The sequence below is a fragment of the Thauera butanivorans genome (assembly GCF_048398245.1).
Lineage (GTDB): Bacteria > Pseudomonadota > Gammaproteobacteria > Burkholderiales > Rhodocyclaceae > Thauera > Thauera butanivorans.
The window spans coordinates 676,753-694,726 of the sequence record NZ_CP183038.1 but is presented as its reverse complement, the minus strand read 5'-3'; the positions used below and the strand labels follow the sequence as shown (position 1 = coordinate 694,726).

Sequence of the window (17,974 nt, the reverse complement as noted above, 5' to 3'; positions counted from 1 at the left end):
GAGCAGGGGAAGTATGAAAACGGGCTTGATGGCGGCTGCGCTCTGCGTCGCCGGGATGTTGCTGCCGGCGACGGCGCCGGCCCAGGTGCCGCGGGCTTTCGGCGACGATCGCATCGTCGCCGCTCACGAGGCGGTGCGCAAGGGGGACCGCGACACGCTCGACGTGCTCGCCGCCGAGTCCAGCCCGCACGTGCTGGATGCCTACGTCCGCTACTGGCGCTTCGTCAATGTGCTGGCGCGCCCCGAACTGCCTCCCCCGGCGCGGGAGCTCGAGGCTTTCCTGCAGCGGGAAGCCGGCACCGTGCTGGCCGAGCGCCTGCGTGCCGACTGGCTGCGCCGGCTGGCGACGGATGGCGACTGGACGCGCTTCACGGCGCTCTATCCCGGCCTGCTGAATCCCGACCGCGAAACGCGCTGCACGGCCTGGACCGCCCGCCTGATGACCGGCGACACCCGCGCGCTCGACGAAGTCGCGCTGGAATGGCGCACGCTGGACAATGCGCCGGCGGCCTGCGACACCGCGCTGCGTGCCACCCATGCCACCGGCAGGGTCGATGACGACGCGCTCTGGCGCCGTGCGCGCCGCCAGGCCGACACGCGCAAACCCGACGATGCGCTGCTGAGCTGGAACTGGCTGCCCGCCGAAATCGCGCCGGCCGCCGCCGATGCCGAACAGGCCTTGCGCTCTTCCGCCGCCTGGCTCGACCGCCTGCCGGCCAATTTCGCCGTCACCCGCGCCGGCCGGGAGCTCGTCCTCGCCGCACTGACACGCATCGCCTGGCAGGACGCCCGCCTCGCCCATGCCCGCCTGCTGCAGTTGCAGGACCGCCTTGGCAGCGAGGAGCGCGGCGACATCCAGGCCGTCATCGCCATGCATGCCGCCATCGACCAGATGCCCGAGGCGATGGCCTTCTACCGAGCGGTGGGCAATGCCGAGCTGACGCCGCTGCAGCGTGCCTGGCGCGTGCGCGCCGCGCTGCGGGCCGGAGACTGGGCCGCCGTCCGCACGGCCATCGAAGCGATGCCGGAATCCGAGCGCCAGCAGCCCGAATGGACATACTGGCTCGGACGTGCGCATGCTGCCGCCGGCCGCGCCGGCGACGCCGAGGCGCTGTTCAGCCATATTGCCGCCGAACCGCATTTCTACGGCATCCTCGCCGCCGAGGAACTCGGCCGGCCCTTTGCGCTTCCCGCAAGCGGGGACTCGCTTGCCGTGCCCCCGCTCGACGAGGCCGAGAACGATCCCGCGCTGCGCCGCGCCCTCGCGCTGTACCGGCTCGGCCTGCGCACCGAAGCGACCCGCGAATGGACCTGGGCCTTGCGCGGCCGCGACGAAACCTTCCGCCTTGCCGCCGCCCACCTCGCGCTGCGCAACGAGCTCTACGACCGCGCCATCAACAGCGCCGAACTGTCGAACCCGCGCGCAAACTATGCGCTGCGCTTCCTGACCCCCTATCGTGAGTTGATCGAGCCGCAGGTGCATATGCAGGGGCTCGACCTGGGCTGGGTGTACGGCCTGATGCGCCAGGAAAGCCGCTTCGTCGTCCCGGCCCGCTCCAGCGCCGGCGCCCAGGGCCTGATGCAGGTGATGCCGGCGACCGGGAAATGGGTGGCGAACAAGATCGGCCTGCGCGGCTACCATCCCCGCCAGTTGAACGACCCCAGCACCAACGTGCTGCTCGGCACCAGCTACATGCGCCTGATCCTGAACGACCTGGACGATCATCCGGTGCTGGCCAGCGCCGGCTACAACGCCGGCCCGGGGCGTGCCCGCCGCTGGCGCGACGACAAGCCGCTCGAAGCGGCCATCTACATCGAGACCATCCCCTTCAACGAGACGCGCGACTACGTCAAGAAGGTGATGGTCAATGCAGTCATCTACGGCGCGATGTTCGAGCACCGGCCCCAGTCGCTGAAAGCACGGCTGGGCGTGATCGGCCCGCGCCCGGCCAGCGAATGAACACAGCTTTTCCGATCGAGCAACAACAGCGAGTCCCTGCCATGAACATCAAACGCGTCGTCCTCATCGGCGGCACCGGCTTCGTCGGTCATGCCGTCGCCAACCGCCTCGTCGAAGCCGGCGTCCAGGTCGTCGTCCCCACCCGCCGCCGCAGCCGTGCCGGCCACGTCGTGCTGCTGCCGACGGTCGAGGCCGTCGAAGCCAATGTGCATGATCCCGCCACGCTGGAACATCTGCTCGCCGGCGCCGACGCGGTGGTCAATCTGGTCGGCATCCTGCACTCGCGCGGCGGCGAACCTTATGGCCCCGATTTCGCCCAGGCCCACGTCGAACTGCCGAAGAAGATCGTCACCGCCTGCCGCAACACCGGCATACGCCGGCTGGTGCACATCAGCGCGCTCGGCGCCAGTGCCGACGGCCCCTCCGGCTACCAGCGCTCCAAGGCCGCGGGCGAAGCGGCGATCCGCAGTACCGGCGCCGACCTCGACTGGGTCATCCTGCGGCCCTCGGTGATCTTCGGCCGCGACGACCGCTTCCTCAACCTGTTCGCCGATCTCGCCTCGGCTTTCCCGATACTGCCGCTGGCCGGCGCCGATACCCGCTTCCAGCCGGTCTACGTCGAGGACGTCGCCGAAGTCGTCTGGCGCAGCCTGAGCACGCCGGGCGCGGCCGGCCGGATCTTCGACGTCGCCGGCCCCCGGGTCTACACCCTGCGCCAGCTCGTCGAATACGTTTCCGCCCAGATCGGCAAGCCGCGCCCGGTGATCGGCCTGCCGGAAGGCCTGGCGATGCTGCAGGCCAGCCTGCTGGAGCTCGCGCCCCAGCCGCTGATGAGCCGCGACAATGTCCGCTCGATGCGTGTCGACAACGTCGTCACCGACGGCGCGCCGCTACCGTTCGGCCTGCAGCCGACCGCCATCGAAGCGGTGGTGCCGAGCTGGCTGGGCGATGGAACCGTCCGCTCGCGCTACTATCCCTTCCGGCGCCACGCGCGCCGCTAAGCCCAATACCGTTCGTTCAAGCAGGAGCTTCTTTCACCGTAGGAGCGGCTTCAGCCGCGAACAAGCGCCTTTCGCGGCTGAAGCCGCTCCTACGCCAAGCGGGAATCTCCTGAGTGAACAGCATTGCCGCTAACCACACAAACCACCCGGAGTCGGCCATGAAGCTCATCATCGGCAACAAGAATTACTCGTCCTGGTCCCTGCGCGCCTGGCTCGCCGCGCGCGAAGGCGGCTTCAGCTTCGGGGAAATCGACATCCCGCTGTTCATCCCGGGCAGCCGCGAACGCATCCTGGCGCACTCGCCCTCGGGCAAGGTGCCCTGCCTCAACGACAACGGCGTGCTGGTATGGGATTCGCTGGCGATCGGCGAATACCTCGCCGAGAAGCAGCCCGCGCTGTTGCCCGCCGACGCTGCCGCGCGTGCCACCGCCCGTTCGGTCACCGCGGAAATGCACTCCGGCTTCCAGGCCCTGCGCAGCAAGATGCCGATGAACATCCGCAAGGACTACCGCGGCTTCGGCCACACGCCGGAAGTCGATGCCGACATCGCCCGCATCACCGCGATCTGGAACGGCTGCCGCGCCCGCTTCGGCCAGGGCGGCCCTTACCTGTTCGGCCGCTTCAGCCTCGCCGATGCCGCCTTCGCGCCGGTCTGCTTCCGCTTCCAGACCTATGGCGTGCAGCCGGACGGCGCTGCCGGCGAGTACCTCGCCACGATGCTGGCCAATCCGCACATGCAGGACTGGGCGGCGGCGGCACGCGCCGAGACCGAATCGATCCCGGCCGAGGACCTGTACGACTGATGCAGTGCTACGTGGTGGGCGGCGCGGTGCGCGACGCCCTGCTCGGGCTGCCGGTCACCGACCATGACTGGGTGGTGGTCGGCGCCACTCCCGAGGACATGCTGGCCCGGGGCTTCCGCCCGGTGGGCAAGGATTTCCCGGTCTTCCTGCATCCGCAGACCCAGGAGGAATACGCTCTCGCCCGCACCGAGCGCAAATCGGGCAAGGGCTATGCCGGCTTCGTCTGCCATGCCTCGCCCGAGGTCACGCTCGAAGAGGATCTGCTGCGCCGCGACCTGACCATCAACGCCATCGCGCGCGACGCCGATGGCAGCCTGATCGACCCCTACGGCGGCGTCCGCGACCTCGAAGCCCGGGTGTTCCGCCATGTCTCGCCGGCTTTCGCCGAAGACCCGCTGCGCATCCTGCGGGTGGCGCGCTTCGCCGCGCGCTACGCCGACTTCGGCACCGCGCCGGAAACGCTCGCGCTGATGCGCCGGATGGTCGAGGCCGGCGAAGTCGACCACCTCGTCGCCGAGCGGGTATGGCAGGAGTTCGCCCGCGGCCTGATGGAGGACAAGCCATCGCGCATGATCCGCAGCCTGCGCGACTGCGGCGCCCTCGCCCACATCCTGCCGGAAGTGGACAGGCTGTTCGGCGTGCCCCAGCCCGCCCAGCACCACCCGGAGATCGACACCGGCGAGCACGTCATGATGGTCATCGACCATGCCGCCGCCACCCGGCAGCCGCTCGCCGTGCGCTGGGCCTGCCTGCTGCACGATCTCGGCAAGGGCGACACGCCGGCCGGCATCCTGCCGCACCACTACGGCCACGAGCAGGCCAGCGCGCGGCGCGCGCGCGAAGTGTCGATGCGGCTGAAAGCGCCGGCCGACTGCCGCGACCTGGCCGAAATGGTCGCGCGCGAGCACGGCATCTTCGGCCAGGCGGCGATCCTGCGGCCCGAGACCATGGTCAAGGTGCTGGAGCGCTGCGACGCCTTGCGGCGGCCGGAACGCTTCGCGCTCGCGCTCGATGCGGCGGCTTGCGATTACTTCGGCCGCGGCGGCGGCCCGCGGCCCGAATGGGCGCCGCGCGCGGCCTGGCTGGCGGCGCTGGACGCGGTGCGCAGCCTCGACGCCGGCGCGATCGCGCGCAGCTGCGCCAACAAGGACCGGATACCGCAGGCCATCCACGCCGCCCGGGTCGACGCGGTGCGCGCGCTCGGCCTCCGCGCTTCTGCCGCCAGCCCGAATCCAGCAAACATTACGCGAACGTGAACCACTCGGCTTGGCGCCGCGGCAGGCTGCGTGCAAAAATCGGCCTGCGACTTCAGACACAACAGCGGATACGACACCCCTCAAGAACAAAAAGCGCATCACGTCTCTTCTCCGCCGAGCACGAACGCCCCCGTGCCGCGCCTGCCGCCCTCTTCCCCAGGAGCCCAAATGAACACTCGCCGCTTCGGTGACCTCGAAGTCCTCTGCCACTCGCCCGCCACCCCGGTCCATGCGACGCCGCTGCTGTTCGTGCACGGCGCCTACGTGTCGGCCTGGTGCTGGGAAGAGCACTTCCTGCCCTGGTTCGCCGCGCGCGGCTGGACGTCCTACGCGGTGTCGCTGTCCGGCCACGGCTACAGCCGGCAGCCGGAACATCTCGACACCTACTCCATCGACGACTACGTGCGCGACGTCGCCGAAGTGGCCGCATCGCTGCCGGCGCCGCCGGTGCTGGTCGGCCACTCGATGGGCGGCCTGGTGGTGCAGAAATACCTCGAGCGGCACGACGCGCCCGCAGCCGTGCTGATGTCCTCGGTGCCGCCGCAAGGGCTGATGAGTTCGGCGCTCGGCCTGATGATGCAGCGCCCCACGCTGATGAGCGACCTCAACCGCATCATGGCCGGCAACGACATCGACATCGACAGCCTGCGCGAGGCGCTGTTCCACCAGCCGGTGGACGCCCGCGACCTGCAGCGCTACTACAGCCTGTGCCAGCCCGAATCGCACCGCGCGATCTGGGACATGACGCTGTTCAACCTGCCCAACCCGATGCAGGTGCGCAAGGTGCCGATGCTGATCCTCGGCGCCGAACACGACACTCTGATCCCGCCCGACCAGGTACGGATGACCGCCATGACCTATGGCCGCGAGGCGGAGATCTTCCCCGGCATGGGGCACGGCCTGATGCTCGAGCGCGACTGGGAAAAAGTCGCCGAGCGCATCGCCGCCTGGCTGCAGGCGCAGCGCTGCTGAAGCGGCGTGCCGCCGGCGGCACGCCTACAGGGTGTGCAGCCGGTCGCCGCGGGCGAAGCCCTGCAGCGGTTCGGCCATGCCGCGGCCGAGCGCCAGCACCTTGAACAGTTCGCCCATCTCCTGCGGCGCCGTCAGCCGCTGCACCGCCCGCGCGGCGCGGATGTAGTCGGCGCTTTCCTGCGGGCCGCGCCGCGCCAGGCAATCGAGCACGCCGCAGTTGAACAGGAAATGGGCCTGGGAGGTGTAGCCCAGCACGTCCAGCCCCGCCGCGAAGCCCGCTTCCGCCACCGCGGTGAAATCGACGAAGGCGGTGATGTCGTTCAGCCCCGGCCACAGGAAGGGATCGCCGTGGGCATGATGGCGGTAGTAGCACAGCAAGGTGCCGCCTGAACGCGAAGGCAGGTAGTACTCGGCGCGCGGGTAGCCGTAGTCGATCAGCAGCATCGCCCCGCACTCCAGCCGCTCGGCCCAGGCCGCCACCCAGGCGCCTCCGGCCAGATTCAGCTCGGTCACGTACTCGCCGCTGGCGGGCGCGGGCAGCGCCAGCGCCTGCGCGGCCTCGCACACCGCGCCTGCCGCCGGCACGTCGGCCCAGCACAGGCGGCGCCCGCCGGCGCCGTCGTCGGCAAGCCCCACGCCGCGCTCGAACAGGCCCTCCGCGCGCGAAGCCAGCAGATGCACCGGCATCACGTCGAGCACTTCGTTCGCCACCACCGCGCCGCTGAAGCACCCGGGCAGTTCGTCCAGCCAGCGCACCCGCGCGGCCAGATGCGGCGCCTTCTGCGCCAGGGTGTCGAACTGGCGCTCGCGCAGTTCGCCCGACAGTTCGAGAATGCCGTAGTGCTCGGGCAGGCAGCCGCGGCGCTCCAGCTCGAGCAGCAGGTCGGTGGCGAGCAGGCCGGTGCCGGCGCCGACTTCGATCACCTGCGGCGCGCTCGCCCGCATCACCTGTTCGACCTGGGCGGCCAGCGCCTGGCCGAACAGCGGCGTGAGTTCGGGCGCGGTGATGAAATCGCCGCCGGGGCCGAACTTTCGCGCGCCGCCGCTGTAATAGCCCAGGCCCGGTGCGTACAGCACCCGCTCCATATAGCGGGAGAACGGCAGCCAGCCGCCGGCCGCATCGATGTCGGCCTCGACGAGTCGGAGCAGGCGGGAGCTCTGATCGAGCGCATCGGCGGAGGGCTGGGGCAATGAGGACATGGGCGCGGCAGGCAGTGAAACGGAAGTGCGGGATTGTACCGGCAAGCCCGATCGTCCATGCTCATGCCGTGGGCAGACCAAAACCTTCGACACTTCGATCCGACATGACGCTTCTCGATCCTTCCAAGACCGATCCGAACGCGCCCGCCACGGGCAGCGCCCCCGTCGTCCTCGTCACCGGCGCCGCCCGCCGCGTCGGTGCCGAGATCGCCCGCCAGTTGCACGCCGCCGGCGCCCGCGTCGTGCTGCACTACCGCAACAGCGGCGACGAGGCTGAAAGGCTCGCGGCGGAACTGAACACGCAACGCGCCGCCTCGGCCGCCACCGTCGGCGGCGATCTCGCCCGTTTCGGCACCGCCGACGAAGTCGCCGCCGCCGCCCTCGCCCACTTCGGCCGCATCGACGGACTGGTGAACAACGCCTCCAGCTTCTTCCCCACGCCGCTCGGCCGCATCGACCGCGCCGCCTGGGACGAACTGGTCGGCTCGAACCTGATGGGTCCGCTGTTCCTGTCGCAGGCGCTGGCGCCCGAGATCCGGCGCCGGTACGGCGCCGTCGTCAACATCGTCGACATTCACGCCGAACGGCCGCTGCCGCACTACCCGGTGTACAGCGCGGCCAAGGCCGGACTGGCCGGGCTGACGCGCGCGCTGGCGATCGAGCTGGCGCCCGAAGCGCGCGTCAACGGCATCTCGCCGGGGCCGATCGAATGGCCGGAGGACGGCCAGTTCTCCGCCGAGGAACGCCAGCGGATCATCGGCGATACCCTGCTCAAGCGCACCGGCTCGGCAGCGGACATCGCCCGCACGGTGCGCTTCCTGATCTTCGATGCCCCCTACGTCACCGGCCAGATCATCGCCGTCGACGGCGGCCGCAGCGCCCACCTCTAGGTCCGGCGGACAGCGCCAAGTGTATAATTCTTCGCTTTTTTTCACTGATCGAGCCGCCCCGTGAACGCAGCCACCGCCCCGCTTGAAACCCTTGCTCCCGCCGCCGATGCCACCGGAGCCGGGCCGGAAGCCCGCCATTCGAACACCTTCCTGCGCCTGAAGAAGAAGCTGGAACGCAGCGTCGGCGAAGCCATCGGCGACTACGGCATGATCGGCGACGGCGACACCGTGATGGTCTGCATCTCGGGCGGCAAGGACTCCTACACGCTGCTGTCCTGCCTGCTGGCGCTGCGCGAACGCGCGCCGGTCGATTTCCGCATCGTGGCGATGAACCTCGACCAGAAGCAGCCCGGCTTTCCCGACCACGTGCTGCCGGGCTATTTCGAATCGATCGGCGTCGACTACCGCATCGTCACCGAAGACACCTATTCCATCGTCAAGGACAAGATCCCGGAAGGCAAGACCACCTGTTCGCTGTGCTCGCGCCTGCGCCGCGGCATCATCTACCGCACCGCGAAGGAAATCGGCGCCACCCGCATCGCGCTCGGCCACCATCGCGACGACATCCTCGAGACGCTGTTCCTCAACATGTTCTTCGGCGGCAAGATCAAGGCCATGCCGCCCAAGCTCGTCAGCGACGACGGCAACCACGTCGTGATCCGGCCGCTGGCCTACTGCACCGAGGCCGACATCGCCCGCTTCGCCCGCGCGATGGACTTCCCCATCATCCCGTGCAACCTGTGCGGCTCGCAGGAAAACGCCCAGCGCAAGCAGATCAAGGCGATGCTGCAGGGCTGGGCACGCGACTTCCCCGGCCGCATCGAATCGCTGGCGACCTCGCTGAAGAACGTCGTGCCCTCGCACCTGGCCGATCAGCGCCTGTTCGATTTCACCGGTCTCACGCAGCAGACGGAAGTGGAGGAAGGCGACACCGCCTTCGATCCGCCCGAACTGCCGCGCCTGGTGCCGCAGGCCGTCCAGATCGTGTCGCGGCTGCAGGATGCGGACTGAAGCCGCTGCCCCGGCGAGGGCTTGCGCAACAGGCCGCATTTCAACATCATTGGACGCTGCCACGCACGCTCCCTGCATCCAGACGACATCGAAGCCATGCCCGACCGCAAGAACCTCTGCGTGCTCGCCGCCAATGCGCTTGCCGACGACAGCTTCGTCGCACGCCTCGGCAGCACGGAAGCCAGCCATGCGGCCGAACGCTGCCTGAACCGCATCGAGCGCGCAATCGCCGCACACGGCGGCCAAGTGCTGCAGCAGCAGGGCGGCTCGATCGTGGCGGCCTTCGAGCGCTGCGACACCGGCGTGCTCGCGGCAAGCGACATGCTCGACCGGATCAGGAACCTGCCGAGCATGAACGGGCTGCGCCAACCGGTGCGGATCGGCCTGCACTACGGCATCGTCGATCCATCGCAGGGAACGGGGGAAGGCATCGACATCGCCCAGCGCATCGCCGCCCACGCCGAATCGGAACAGGCACTGGCCAGCAGCACCGCAGTGCTGCTGCTGACGCCCGCCGCCCGCCACACCGCGAGCGCCCATCCGCTGCAGGCACCGGCCCTGCAGGCGCTCGACTGGCCGATCTACGCCATCGGCCAGCGCATGGGCACGGTGACGTCCATCCCGCCCACCGCACGGCTGTCGCAGCGCCTGCGCCTGCGCCACCAGCAGGACGTCGTGTTCGTCGAGGAACAGCGGCCGGTCCTGCTGCTGGGCCGCGAACTGGGCAACGACATCGTGATCATGGACCCTCGCGCCTCGCGCCAGCATGCGCGCATCGAGCGGCAGCGCGAGGGCTTCACCCTCATCGACGAAAGCACCAACGGCACTTTCGTGTCGATCGAAGGCGGCGAGGAGCGCCGCATCCGTCACGACAAGCTGGTGCTGCGCGGCCCTGGCCGGATCGGCTGTGGCTTCTCCGCCGATGAAATCGAGCGCGACCTGGTGTTCTTCGACATCGTCTGAGATCGAGTCCCCGCCACGCCATCTCCCGGCGCCCGCGAAGCATTGCGCCGCCTCCCCGCCCTTGGCGAGTCGGCGGCGCATGTCCAGAAAGAACCCGTCAGGCCTTGGTGCACTCGGCAATGAAGGCCTTGCGCTTGGCGCCGGTCAGCGACTGCTCGGTCGCCGCCTGGTTGCAGACCTTCTTCTTGTCGGCACCGTCATCCGGCACCGCGGCCTGGGAAACCGGCTGCTCGGCGGCGACCGGCGCGGCGGCTGCAGCCCCCGTCTCCGCCGCGGCGTGCTTGCCCTTCAGGCAAGTGCTCATGAACGCTTTCCGCTCATCGCCTTTCAGCGCCTGCGCCTTGGCTTCGGCATTGCAATTCCTCATGCGCTCGTGCTGCGGATTGGCCAATGCATCGGCAGGAGCCAGCATCAGGACGGCAAGGCTGGCGACAAAAGCGTGCAATGTGTTCTTCATCATCGAATCTCCTCTGGGATACGCAGCAAGGCTGCGGCCCGATTCTGCTTTCGTCATATTCTAATGTCAATTTATTTGAATCGAACGTCATCATCGGCGGCGCACTGCCGCCCCTGCCATGGGCGCTGACACCGATCTCGCCCTGCTCGGCTCGCTGACGCTTGCCGCCTTCCTCGCCGCAACGCTGCTGCCCGGCGGCTCGGAAGCGGTGTTCGCCGGCCTCGTCGTCCTTCGGCCGGACCTGAGCCTGCCCGCACTCGTACTGGCGACCCTCGGCAACACCGCGGGCGGCATGAGCACGTATGCCCTCGGCCGCCTGCTGCCACGCAAGGAGCTGCCGCCGCGGCTCGAACTGGTGCGCCGCCACGGCAGCCTGATCCTGCTGCTGTCCTGGGTACCGCTGATCGGCGACGCGCTGTGCGCTGCGGCAGGCGTGCTGCGCCTGAACTGGCTCGCCTGCATGGCCTGGATGGCCTTGGGGAAAGGTTTGCGCTACGGCGCGATCGCCTGGTTGATGGCGTGAGAGCTGGCGCCGCGCATGCCGGCGACGTGCGGCCGGCGCAAGAGCGTGGTGCAACTGCGCGAACTGGAAGGAAGCCGCGGTGAGCTGCCAGCCGACCGTGCTCGAGGCCTGGCGGGAAATCGGCGGCGCCCTGAGCAGTTATACTGCAGAGCAGCAAAAGACTCACCGACTGGCGCTCCGCGTGCGAAGCGCCGGTGATGCCTGGCAACTGGCACAGGCCCGCTACGGCAGCGGCACCGCCGGCCTCGCCGCCGTGCTCGGCAGCCAGCGCAGCCATCTGCAGGCCCGCCGCGACCTGCAAGCCGAAGGCGGCTGAATACCCGCTACGTCGCCATCCAGAAGGCCGTGGGCAAGGTCCCCGGCACTCAGGAACGGTCAACGGCCTCAAGCGGTCAGGAGTGACGAGCGCCGGCTTGCCGACCGCAACCGGGCAAGACCATCCAAGGAGCATCCGCATGAACGAACCCGAAAAGACAGCCGTCGCGGCCATCGTGCCGAACTGGAGCCGCTGGATGAATCCGTTCGCACTGGCAACGGCAGCGACCGAATACGCCACCGACGCCTGGCAGCGCTCCATCCTGTATGCGGACATCCGGCGCCAGCGCGGCAACCAGTACCGCGCGCACATGCTGGAGAGGGTGCCCAACGTGCTCCACTTCGAGGCGGAGCTGGTAATGTCCGGGCTCAGCCTGCCGCAGCCGGCGAACTACGGACTGGCGCGCATCGTGCCGCCCGCCGGCATCCGGATCGATCCCCGCAAGCGCCCCTTCGTCGTCGTCGATCCGCGTGCAGGCCACGGTCCGGGCATCGGCGGCTTCAAGCCGGACAGCGAGATCGGTGCGGCGCTGAAGGCCGGGCACCCGTGCTACTTCGTCGGCTTCCTGCCCGATCCGGTGCCGGGCCAGACGATCGAGGACGTCATGCGCGCGGAAGCCGCCTTCCTGCGCAAGGTCGCCGAACTGCATCCGGACAGCGTCGGCAAGCCGGCGGTGATCGGCAACTGCCAGGCCGGCTGGCAGGTGCTGATGACGGCATCGATCTGGCCGGAGCTGTTCGGCCCGATCATCGTCGCCGGCACGCCGCTGTCCTACTGGGCCGGCGACAACCCGATGCGCTACGCCGGCGGCCTGATGGGCGGCAGCTGGCTGACGGCGATGACCAGCGACCTCGGCAACGGCCGCTTCGACGGCGCCTGGCTGGTGCAGAACTTCGAGCAGCTCGACCCGGCCAACACGCTGTGGACCAAGCAGTACGGCGTCTACGCCAAGGTCGACACCGAGGGCCCGCGCTACCTGGAGTTCGAGAAATACTGGGGCGGGCATGTGTTCCTGGACGGCGGCGAGATGCAATACATCGTCGACAATCTGTTCATCGGCAACCGCCTGTCGAACGCCGAGCTGACCACCTCCGACGGCCTGCGCATCGACTTCCGCAACATCCGCTCGCCGATCGTGGTGTTCTGCTCCTACGGCGACAACATCACGCCACCGGGGCAGGCGCTGGGCTGGATCACCGACCTCTACCGGGACGACGACGACGTCGTCGGCCACGACCAGACCATCGTCTTCGCCACCCACGACAGCATCGGCCACCTGGGCATCTTCGTCTCGGGCAGCGTCGGCCGCAAGGAACACAACGAATTCGCCGGCAACATCGACATCATCGACCTGCTGCCGGCCGGCATCTACTGCGCCACCGTCGAGGACCGGCCCGACGGCATGCCGGCGGACGAACTGGCCGGTGACGAATACCTGATGCGGCTGCGCAAGAGTGGCGTCGAGGAGGTGCGCGGCATCGTCAGACCCGATCCCCGGCGCGACGCCCGCTTCGCCGCAGCGGCGCGGATCTCGGAGATCAACCTGGCGTTCTACCGCAATCTGATGCAGCCCTGGGTCCAGACGCTGGCGACGCCGCTGGGCGCACACTGGCAGCAGCTTTTTCATCCGCTGCGGGTCGGCTACGAGTCGTGGTCGGACCGCAATCCGCTCGCCGCTCCGGTGGCTGCGCAGGCGCAATGGGTACGCGGGCATCGGCAGCCGGCCGCAGCCGACAACCCCTTCCTGCAGGTGCAGGAAGCGGTGTCCAGTGCGATCGAGCGCTTCCTCGACCATTACCGCGACCAGCGCGACCTCATGTATGCGCGGGTCTTCGATGCCATCTACGGTTCGCCCGCGGTGCAGGCACTGGCAGGCCGCAGCCAGCATGACGCCTCCCCGGCACGATCGCATCCGGGCAGTTCCCCGGAGCACAGGGACTATCTCGCCCGCGAGCTCGCTCGCCAGGACGCCGAGATGACGACGGGCGGATTGGTCGAAGCGACGCAACGCGCGCTGTTCTACGTGCTGCAGGAGCGCGGCGGCAGCGACGAGCGGCTCTTCCGCCACGCCTGGAGCCTGCTCCAGCCGCGGGTGAGCCAGCCCGGCTTCGACTTCGCGGCATTCCGCCAGCACGTCCGCGGCCAGGCCCTGCTGATACGCCGCAACGCGCAGGCTGCGCTGGCAGCATTGCCGCAACTGCTCGCGCAGGCGGCGCCGGACGACATCCGCAGCGCAGCCCAGGTGCTGGAATCGATGACCGGACACGGCGATCCCTTGTCGGCCGGCGAAGCCGAGCGCCTTCGGCAGATGCTGGATGCATTCGAAGCGGCAGCGCACCAGGCAACTACGGGAGCTGCCGCAGGAACGACGGCGGCAGGCGGAACCGGCAAAGCCTCGAGCGGAAAAACCAGGCCGCGCAGGCCCGCCGGCCGCCGTACAACCGAGTAGCCCTGCGGCCCGGGCAGCCGCGCAACCGACAGGAGCCCCTTCCGCATGGAGACCGTGGACGTCGTGATGATCGGCGCCGGCGTGGCGAAGCTGGTGAGCGGCTGATCCCCACCGCACGCTGAACCGGCTCCAGCATGCCGACGCGTGCCCACGCTCCCGGTAAGGTCTTGTTTTTTGCTGCATGGTGCACTGCGGTGGGCTAAAATGGCACGTTCCCCAGCAGCAGCTCTCCCGGTATCCCGATGACCCAACGCCTGCGCGAAATTCCGTACAACTACACTTCGTTCTCGGACCGCGAGATCGTCATGCGCCTGCTCGGCAGCGAAGCCTGGGCGGTGCTCGACGAACTGCGCGCGGAGCGCGTCACCGGCCGTTCGGCGCGCATGCTGTACGAAGTCCTCGGCGACATCTGGGTGGTGCGCCGCAACCCCTACCTCGAGGACGACCTGCTCGACAGCCGCGAGCGGCGCGAGGCGCTGATCGGCGCGCTGAACCACCGCCTGGCCGAGATCGAGAAGCGCCGCCAGGGCAACGACCGCGTGACCCTGCTGATCGCACGCACGCGCGATGCCATCTCCAGCTTCGAGAGCTGGTTCGACGCCACCGCGCGGCGGCGCAAGTCGGTGCTCAAGGCGCTGTCGCGCCACACCCGCCGCGACAACATCTGCTTCGACGGCCACGCCCGCGTGTCGCACGTCACCGACGCCACCGACTGGCGCGTCGAGTACCCCTTCGTCGTCCTCTACCCCGACACCGAGGAGGAAATGGCGCCGCTGGTGCGCGCATGCATCACGCTCGGCCTCACCATCATCCCGCGCGGCGGCGGCACCGGCTACACCGGCGGCGCCGTGCCGCTGGACGCCGACTCGGTGGTGATCAACACCGAGAAGCTGATCGCCATCGGCGCGGTCGAGGACATGGTGCTGCCCGATGCCGAAGGCAGGCCGATGGATTCGCCTTACGCGACGATCCGCACCGGCGCCGGCGTCGTCACCGAGCGCGTGTCCGAGGCGGCGGCGCTGGCCGGCCGCGTGTTCGCGGTCGACCCGACCTCGGCCAGCGCCTCCTGTGTGGGCGGCAACATCGCCATGAACGCCGGCGGCAAGAAGGCCGTGCTGTGGGGCACCGCGCTCGACAACCTGGCGTGGTGGAAGATGGTCACGCCGGACGGCAACTGGCTGGAAGTCGAGCGCCTGGACCACAACTTCGGCAAGATCCACGAGCAGCACACCGCGCGCTTCCGCCTGCGCCGCTTCGACGGCCTCAGCTACAAGCCGCTGGGCGAGGAGGTGCTGTCGATGCCCGGCGCGCACTGCCGCAAGGACGGCCTGGGCAAGGACGTCACCGACAAGTTCCTCGGCGGCATCCCCGGCGTGCAGAAGGAAGGCACCGACGGCCTGATCGTCGCCGCGCGCTGGGTGCTGCACAAGATGCCGCCGATCACCCGCACCGTGTGCCTGGAGTTCTTCGGCCAGGTGCGCGAGGCGGTGCCGGCGATCGTCGAGATCACCGACTACTTCAAGCCGGGCGGCGCCGGCAACCTCGCCGGCGTGCTGCTGGCCGGCCTCGAACACCTCGACGAACGCTACGTCAAGGCAGTCGGCTACGCCACCAAGGCCAAGCGCCACGGCCGGCCGAAGATGGTGCTGATCGGCGACATCGTCGGCTTCGACGAGAACGCGGTGATGCAGGCCGCCTCCGACGTCGTGCGCATGACCAACAGCCGCGGCGCCGAAGGCTTCATCGCCGTCAGCCCCGAGCAGCGCAAGCGCTTCTGGCTCGAACGCAGCCGCACTGCGGCGATCTCGCGCCACACCAACGCCTTCAAGATCAACGAGGACGTGGTCATCCCGCTGCCGCGCATGGGCGAGTACTGCGACGGCATCGAGCGCATCAACATCGAGCTGTCGCTGCAGAACAAGATCGAGCTGTGCGACACGCTGGAAACCTTCCTGCGCGGCGAACTGCCGCTCGACGTCAAGGACGAGATCGTCGACCGCGAGACGCTGATCGCCGACCACCGCGCCCAGGCGCTGGCCTACGTCGCCGCGGTGCGGCGGCGCTGGCAGTGGCTGCTCGACAACCTCGACCTGGCGCTGGCCGAAGCCGAGCCGCAGTTCGCCGACTACGGCATCGACGCCGGCGAACTCAGCAACCGCGCCGCCGATCCGGTGCTGTTCCACCGCCTGCAGGACTACTCGATCCGCGTGTCGTGGAAGACCGAGCTGCGCCCGCTGCTCGAGCAGGTCTTCGACGGCGCGCTGTTCGCGCGCATCCTCGCCCGCATCGCCGACATCCACCGCGAAGTGCTGCGCGGCCGCGTCTTCGTCGCGCTGCACATGCACGCCGGCGACGGCAACGTGCACACCAACCTGCCGGTCAACTCCGACCACTACGAGATGCTGCAGACCGCCAACCGCGCGGTCGACCGCATCATGGCGCTGGCGCGCAGCCTTGACGGCGTGATCTCGGGCGAGCACGGCATCGGCATCACCAAGCTCGACTACCTGACCGACGAGGAAATGGGCGAGTTCTGGGCGTACAAGCAGAAAGTCGACCCGGAAGGCCGCTTCAACCGCGGCAAGCTGATGCGCCAGGGGCCGATCAAGGGCAACCTGGACAACGCCTACACCCCCAGCTTCAACCTGATGGGACACGAGTCCATCATCATGGAGCAGACCGACGTCGGCGACATCGCCCACGACATCAAGGACTGCCTGCGCTGCGGCAAGTGCAAGCCGGTGTGCTCCACCCACGTGCCGCGCGCCAACCTGCTGTACAGCCCGCGCAACAAGATCCTGTCCACTTCGCTGCTGATCGAGGCCTTCCTGTACGAGGAACAGACCCGCCGCGGCGTGTCGCTGGCGCACTGGGCCGAGTTCGAGGACGTCGCCGACCACTGCACGATCTGCCACAAGTGCGAGAAGCCCTGTCCGGTGGATATCGACTTCGGCGACGTGTCGATCAAGATGCGCAACCTGCTGCGCAAGCAGGGCAAGAAGTCGTTCAATCCGGGCAAGGCGGCGGCGATGGCCTTCCTGACCATCAAGGACCCGGCCACGATCAAGGCGATGCGCGTCGGCATGATGGGCTGGGGCTACAAGGCCCAGCGCTGGGCGCACGACATGGCGAAGAAATTCGGCCTGATCCAGCAGCAGTTGAAGGCACCGCCGGCGACGCTCGGCAAGCCGCCGATCAAGGCCCAGGTGATCCACTTCATCAACAAGCCGATGCCCGGCAACCTGCCCAAGCGCACCAGCCGCGCGCTGCTCGACATCGAGGACGACAAGGTCATCCCGGTGATCCGCGACCCGCGGAAAGTCAACGGCGAGTCTGAAGCGGTGTTCTACTTCCCCGGCTGCGGCTCCGAGCGCCTGTTCAGCCAGGTCGGGCTGGCCACCCAGGCCATGCTCTACCACGTCGGCGCCCAGACCGTGCTGCCGCCGGGCTACCTGTGCTGCGGCTACCCGCAGACCGCCGCCGGCGAGGACGAAAAGGGCCAGAAGATCACCACCGACAACCGCGTGCTGTTCCACCGCGTCGCCAACACGCTGAACTATCTCGACATCAAGACCGTGATCGTGTCCTGCGGCACCTGCATGGATCAGTTGCAGAAGTACGAGTTCGAGAAGATCTTCCCCGGTTGCCGGCTGCTCGACATCCACGAGTACCTGATGGAAAAGGGCGTCAAGCTCGACGGCGTGCAAGGCGTGAAGTACATGTACCACGAGCCCTGCCACACGCCGATGAAGGTGCATTCCGGCATCAAGGTGGCCAACGAGCTGATGGGCACGCGCGTCGACCTGTCCGACCGCTGCTGCGGCGAATCCGGCACGCTCGCCGTCGCCCGCCCCGACATCTCGACCCAGGTGCGCTTCCGCAAGCAGGAAGAGATCGAGAAGGGCGCGGCCAGGCTGCGCGAGGACGATCCCAACGCCCGCATCAAGCTGCTGACCTCCTGCCCGAGCTGCCTGCAGGGCATGCACCGCTACGCCAACGACGCCGGCGGCGTCGAGCCCGACTACATCGTGGTCGAACTCGCCCGCCACCTGCTCGGCGAGAACTGGCTGCCCGACTACGTCGGCAAGGCCAACAACGGCGGCATCGAGCGCGTGCTGCTGTAGGCGGAGGCGACGCAGCAAAGCAAAGGGCCGGGATCGCAAGACCCCGGCC

The 17,974-nt window shown here is 68.7% G+C and carries 14 protein-coding genes; 12 read left to right on the top strand and 2 right to left on the bottom strand.

Going from position 1 to position 17,974, the window contains the following annotated elements:
• Positions 1-13: 13 nt before the first annotated feature.
• From ACNQFN_RS03360 to ACNQFN_RS03340, 5 genes are all read left to right on the top strand, one after another.
• Positions 14-1,960 (top strand): transglycosylase SLT domain-containing protein, encoded by a 1,947-nt coding sequence (locus ACNQFN_RS03360; RefSeq protein ID WP_418647954.1) that lies wholly within the window; start codon positions 14-16, stop codon positions 1,958-1,960.
• Positions 1,961-2,001: 41 nt separating this feature from the next.
• Positions 2,002-2,961: a complex I NDUFA9 subunit family protein gene (locus ACNQFN_RS03355; RefSeq protein ID WP_418647953.1), complete on the top strand. Its 960-nt coding sequence runs from the start codon at positions 2,002-2,004 to the stop codon at positions 2,959-2,961.
• A gap of 158 nt (positions 2,962-3,119) precedes the next feature.
• Entirely contained in the window at positions 3,120-3,764 is a 645-nt protein-coding gene (locus tag ACNQFN_RS03350) for a glutathione S-transferase family protein (protein ID WP_418647952.1), read from the top strand.
• Positions 3,764-5,020 carry a multifunctional CCA addition/repair protein gene (locus ACNQFN_RS03345; protein WP_068636241.1) on the top strand — a complete coding sequence of 419 codons (1,257 nt, stop codon included), beginning with the start codon at positions 3,764-3,766 and terminating at the stop codon, positions 5,018-5,020. Before ACNQFN_RS03350 ends, ACNQFN_RS03345 begins: the two co-directional genes overlap by 1 nt.
• A gap of 168 nt (positions 5,021-5,188) precedes the next feature.
• Positions 5,189-5,992 carry an alpha/beta hydrolase gene (locus tag ACNQFN_RS03340; RefSeq protein WP_068636240.1) on the top strand — a complete coding sequence of 268 codons (804 nt, stop codon included), beginning with the start codon at positions 5,189-5,191 and terminating at the stop codon, positions 5,990-5,992.
• 24 nt (positions 5,993-6,016) lie between these two features.
• Here ACNQFN_RS03340 and ACNQFN_RS03335 read toward each other — a convergent pair whose 3' ends face one another.
• On the bottom strand, positions 6,017-7,192 hold the full coding sequence (locus tag ACNQFN_RS03335) for a class I SAM-dependent methyltransferase (protein ID WP_068636239.1): 1,176 nt from the start codon (positions 7,190-7,192) through the stop codon (positions 6,017-6,019).
• A 104-nt stretch (positions 7,193-7,296) separates the two neighbouring features.
• On the opposite strand from ACNQFN_RS03335, the gene ACNQFN_RS03330 reads away from it, so the two are divergent.
• The 3 genes from ACNQFN_RS03330 to ACNQFN_RS03320 all read left to right on the top strand — a co-directional run bounded on the left by ACNQFN_RS03330 (position 7,297) and on the right by ACNQFN_RS03320 (position 10,056).
• The gene (locus ACNQFN_RS03330; protein WP_418647951.1) at positions 7,297-8,082 is read left to right on the top strand and encodes a pteridine reductase; all 786 of its coding nucleotides are present in this window, start codon (positions 7,297-7,299) and stop codon (positions 8,080-8,082) included.
• 60 nt (positions 8,083-8,142) lie between these two features.
• Complete coding sequence (gene ttcA / locus ACNQFN_RS03325) at positions 8,143-9,093, top strand: tRNA 2-thiocytidine(32) synthetase TtcA (protein ID WP_418647950.1); 951 nt, start codon at positions 8,143-8,145, stop codon at positions 9,091-9,093.
• Positions 9,094-9,189: 96 nt separating this feature from the next.
• The gene (locus ACNQFN_RS03320; protein WP_418647949.1) at positions 9,190-10,056 is read left to right on the top strand and encodes an FHA domain-containing protein; all 867 of its coding nucleotides are present in this window, start codon (positions 9,190-9,192) and stop codon (positions 10,054-10,056) included.
• A gap of 97 nt (positions 10,057-10,153) precedes the next feature.
• Here the strand turns inward: ACNQFN_RS03320 and ACNQFN_RS03315 are convergent, their stop codons facing one another.
• Complete coding sequence (locus ACNQFN_RS03315; RefSeq protein ID WP_245650875.1) at positions 10,154-10,516, bottom strand: PsiF family protein; 363 nt, start codon at positions 10,514-10,516, stop codon at positions 10,154-10,156.
• A 115-nt stretch (positions 10,517-10,631) separates the two neighbouring features.
• Here ACNQFN_RS03315 and ACNQFN_RS03310 point away from each other — a divergent pair, with 115 nt between their 5' ends.
• The 4 genes from ACNQFN_RS03310 to ACNQFN_RS03295 all read left to right on the top strand — a co-directional run bounded on the left by ACNQFN_RS03310 (position 10,632) and on the right by ACNQFN_RS03295 (position 17,925).
• On the top strand, positions 10,632-11,036 hold the full coding sequence (locus ACNQFN_RS03310; RefSeq protein WP_418647948.1) for a YqaA family protein: 405 nt from the start codon (positions 10,632-10,634) through the stop codon (positions 11,034-11,036).
• Positions 11,037-11,115: 79 nt separating this feature from the next.
• A complete protein-coding gene (locus ACNQFN_RS03305; RefSeq protein WP_068636235.1) occupies positions 11,116-11,352 on the top strand; it encodes a hypothetical protein in 237 nt (78 codons plus the stop codon).
• Between the two features lie 139 nt (positions 11,353-11,491).
• Complete coding sequence (locus ACNQFN_RS03300) at positions 11,492-13,801, top strand: DUF3141 domain-containing protein (RefSeq protein ID WP_418647947.1); 2,310 nt, start codon at positions 11,492-11,494, stop codon at positions 13,799-13,801.
• A gap of 242 nt (positions 13,802-14,043) precedes the next feature.
• Positions 14,044-17,925: a DUF3683 domain-containing protein gene (locus tag ACNQFN_RS03295; protein ID WP_418647946.1), complete on the top strand. Its 3,882-nt coding sequence runs from the start codon at positions 14,044-14,046 to the stop codon at positions 17,923-17,925.
• The last annotated feature ends 49 nt before the right edge of the window (positions 17,926-17,974 follow it).

What these genes read in the sequence shown, in the direction of transcription:
- ACNQFN_RS03360 (WP_418647954.1), top strand. Translation starts at nt 14, where the DNA reads ATGAAAACGGGCTTGATGGCGGCTGCGCTCTGCGTCGCCGGGATGTTG.
- ACNQFN_RS03340 (WP_068636240.1), top strand. Translation starts at nt 5,189, where the DNA reads ATGAACACTCGCCGCTTCGGTGACCTCGAAGTCCTCTGCCACTCGCCC.
- ACNQFN_RS03345 (WP_068636241.1), top strand. Translation starts at nt 3,764, where the DNA reads ATGCAGTGCTACGTGGTGGGCGGCGCGGTGCGCGACGCCCTGCTCGGG.
- ACNQFN_RS03310 (WP_418647948.1), top strand. Translation starts at nt 10,632, where the DNA reads ATGGGCGCTGACACCGATCTCGCCCTGCTCGGCTCGCTGACGCTTGCC.
- ACNQFN_RS03335 (WP_068636239.1), bottom strand. Translation starts at nt 7,192, where the DNA reads ATGTCCTCATTGCCCCAGCCCTCCGCCGATGCGCTCGATCAGAGCTCC.
- ACNQFN_RS03320 (WP_418647949.1), top strand. Translation starts at nt 9,190, where the DNA reads ATGCCCGACCGCAAGAACCTCTGCGTGCTCGCCGCCAATGCGCTTGCC.
- ACNQFN_RS03355 (WP_418647953.1), top strand. Translation starts at nt 2,002, where the DNA reads ATGAACATCAAACGCGTCGTCCTCATCGGCGGCACCGGCTTCGTCGGT.
- ACNQFN_RS03350 (WP_418647952.1), top strand. Translation starts at nt 3,120, where the DNA reads ATGAAGCTCATCATCGGCAACAAGAATTACTCGTCCTGGTCCCTGCGC.
- ACNQFN_RS03330 (WP_418647951.1), top strand. Translation starts at nt 7,297, where the DNA reads ATGACGCTTCTCGATCCTTCCAAGACCGATCCGAACGCGCCCGCCACG.
- ACNQFN_RS03300 (WP_418647947.1), top strand. Translation starts at nt 11,492, where the DNA reads ATGAACGAACCCGAAAAGACAGCCGTCGCGGCCATCGTGCCGAACTGG.
- ACNQFN_RS03315 (WP_245650875.1), bottom strand. Translation starts at nt 10,516, where the DNA reads ATGATGAAGAACACATTGCACGCTTTTGTCGCCAGCCTTGCCGTCCTG.
- ACNQFN_RS03295 (WP_418647946.1), top strand. Translation starts at nt 14,044, where the DNA reads ATGACCCAACGCCTGCGCGAAATTCCGTACAACTACACTTCGTTCTCG.